The organism is Nocardioides sp. CPCC 206348 (assembly GCF_048654705.1).
Classification (GTDB): domain Bacteria; phylum Actinomycetota; class Actinomycetes; order Propionibacteriales; family Nocardioidaceae; genus Nocardioides.
Genome location: NZ_JBMCZA010000216.1, coordinates 39,855 through 42,514 on the forward strand (window position 1 = coordinate 39,855; position 2,660 = coordinate 42,514).

Annotated in this window: 3 protein-coding genes; 1 reads left to right on the top strand and 2 read right to left on the bottom strand. The window is 73.7% G+C overall.

Going from position 1 to position 2,660, the window contains the following annotated elements:
* Both ACOADB_RS23510 and ACOADB_RS23515 read right to left on the bottom strand, forming a co-directional pair.
* The coding region (locus ACOADB_RS23510) for a serine/threonine-protein kinase (protein ID WP_378604451.1) at nt 1-1,062 on the bottom strand (1,062 nt) is incomplete at its 3' end.
* Between the two features lie 23 nt (nt 1,063-1,085).
* Nucleotides 1,086-2,270: a pyridoxal phosphate-dependent aminotransferase gene (locus ACOADB_RS23515; RefSeq protein WP_378604454.1), complete on the bottom strand. Its 1,185-nt coding sequence runs from the start codon at nt 2,268-2,270 to the stop codon at nt 1,086-1,088.
* 52 nt (nt 2,271-2,322) lie between these two features.
* On the opposite strand from ACOADB_RS23515, the gene ACOADB_RS23520 reads away from it, so the two are divergent.
* On the top strand, nt 2,323-2,660 hold a 338-nt coding region (locus ACOADB_RS23520; protein WP_378604563.1), incomplete at its 3' end, for an orotate phosphoribosyltransferase.

The window sequence follows — 2,660 nt, forward strand, 5'->3', positions numbered from 1 at the left end:
TCCACCGACGCCCGCACCCCCGGCGCCGACGGCCGCGCCGCCCGCGACTCCGCCGCCTGCCCCGGCACCGCCGAGGCCTGCGGCGACCCCGCCCGAGCCGATCGCCCCCGCGGCAGCCAGCCCGGCTGCCAGCGGCGCCGCTGCGGGCGCTGCGCCGAGCAGGCCGAGTGCGGCGGGTGCGGCGGAAAGGCCCGACAGGGCGGCGAGTGTGGAGGCAACGAGCGTGCCGAGCGCGGCGCCCGCGGCGGCCCATTCGGCGCCGTACGCCTGGGTCGCGGCGATGTTGAGGCTGGTCAGGAACGCCCGGCTGTTCTGGTGGCGTCGGGTCGGGTCCTTGGCGAGGTCCTGCGTGCAGAGTCCGGCGAGGGCGTCGCTGATCCCCGGGTACAGGCGCTGGAGGTCGGGGATCGGCGACTGCACGTGCAGCAGCGCGGTCATCACCGGGTTCGGGCCGACGTACGGCGGGCGTCCGCAGAGCAGCTCGAAGAGCATCACCGCGGTGGCGTAGAGGTCGCTGCGCTGGTCGATGTGCTGGCCGAGCACGACCTCGGGGGCGAGGTAGGCGGGCGTGCCGATCCAGGTGTCGGGGCCGCTCAGTGCGCGGGGTGGCCCGGTCAGGCCGAAGTCGATCAGGCGCGATGTCCCGGTGGTGTCGAGCAGGATGTTCTCGGGCTTCAGGTCGGCATGGACCAGGCCGGTCGCGTGGACGGCGGCAAGGCCCTGCAACGCGCCCGTGAGCACCGACAGGGCCTGCGGCCCGTTGAGCGGGCCGGCCTCCTCGAGGACGCGTCGCAGCGACGCACCTTCGACGTAGTCGGTGACGAGGGCGGCCAGGTCCGGGGTGTCGATGACGTCGCGGATCCGCACCACGTTGGGGTGGTTGACCGAGCGCAGCGCGGCGGCCTCGTCGCGGAACATCCGGCGACGCCAACCCTGTTCGGGCCAGTCGAGCACCTTGATCGCGACGGGTTCGCCGGAGCCGGGGTCGACGCCGAGGTGGACGGTCCCGAAGCCCCCCGACCCGATGACCCGGGAGACGGGGTAGCGGCCGATCTGCTGCATCGACGTCAGTCCTCGACCAGCGCTCAGCGGGCCAGGTCGGCGGCCGACAGGCGGGCCACGGCCTCGGCGATGACGTCGGGCCGCTTGCAGAACGCCCAGCGGACCAGCTGCCGTCCGGCACCGGGCGCGTCGGGGTCGTCGTAGAAGACCTCCGACGGGATCGCGACCACGCCGGCCCGCTCGGGCAGCGCGCGGCAGAAGTCACCGCCGCTGGCCCAGCCGAGGGCGCTGACGTCGGTGGTGGCGAAGTACGTCCCCTCCGGTGTGTACGACGTCAGGCCGGCCGCCGTCAGACCGGCAACGAGCTCGTCGCGGCGCGCCTGCAGGTCGGCCCGGAGCCGCGCCGGGAAGTCCGACGGGCTGTCGAGCGCGCTGGCGACGGCGGGCTGCAGGGGTGCGCCCGAGGTGTAGGTCAGCCACTGCTTGGCGGCGGTGACCGCCGCGACCAGGGGGGCAGGTCCGGTCGCCCAGCCGACCTTCCACCCGGTGACCGACCAGGACTTGCCGGCGCTGGACAGGGTCAGGGTCCGCTCGGCCATGCCGGGCAGGGTCGCGAGGGGCACGTGGACCCGGCCGTCGAAGGTCAGGTGTTCGTAGACCTCGTCGGTCACGACGGTCAGGTCGTGCGCCTGGGCGACCCGGGCCACGGCCGCCAGCTCGTCGGCGTCCAGGACGCGGCCGGTCGGGTTGTGCGGGGTGTTGAGCAGGATCAGCTTCGTGCGCGCGGAGACCGCGGCCTCCAGCTCGGCCGGGTCCAGCCGGAAGTCGGGTGCGCGGAGGGTGACGGGTCGTCGTACCCCTCCGGCGAAGGCGATCATCGCCGTGTAGGAGTCGTAGTAGGGCTCCAGGACGATCACCTCGTCGCCGGGGTCGACCAGGCCGAGCAGGGCTCCGGCGATCGCCTCGGTGCAGCCGGTCGTGACGACGACCTGGGTGTTCGGGTCGAGCTCGATGCCGTAGTGCCGCTGCTGGTGGCGCGCGATCGCCTGCCGCAGGGTCGGGATGCCGATGCCCGGTGCGTACTGGTTCGCGCCACCGCGGAGCGCGTCGACGGCCGCCCCGATCAGCTCCGGCGGGCCGTCGGTGTCCGGGAAGCCCTGGCCGAGGTTGACGGCCCCGGTGCGGACTGCGAGGGCGGACATCTCGGCGAAGATCGTCTCGCCCATGCCGGCGATGCGGCGGGCGGCGGAGTGCGGGGGACCGGGCACCCCCTGAGCCTAGGTCGTCAGGGTGCCGGATGGCGGCACTAGGCTCTGGACCGTGACGACCACGGACACGGCCCTCGCCGCCGACATCGACGCCACCTGCCGCCTCACGGGTGAGTTCACCCTCCGCTCGGGCCAGGTCAGCAACGAGTACTTCGACAAGTACCTCTTCGAGGCCGACCCCGGGCTGCTCGCCCGCGTGGCCCGCGAGGTCGCCCAGCTGCTCCCCGGTGACGCCGACCTGCTCGGCGGCCTGGAGATGGGCGGCATCCCGATCGCCACCGCCGTCAGCCAGCTGGTCGGCATCCCGGTCGTCTTCGTGCGCAAGGAGGCGAAGAAGTACGGCACCGCAAAGCTCGCCGAGGGCCCTGACGTCGAGGGCAAGCGGATCGT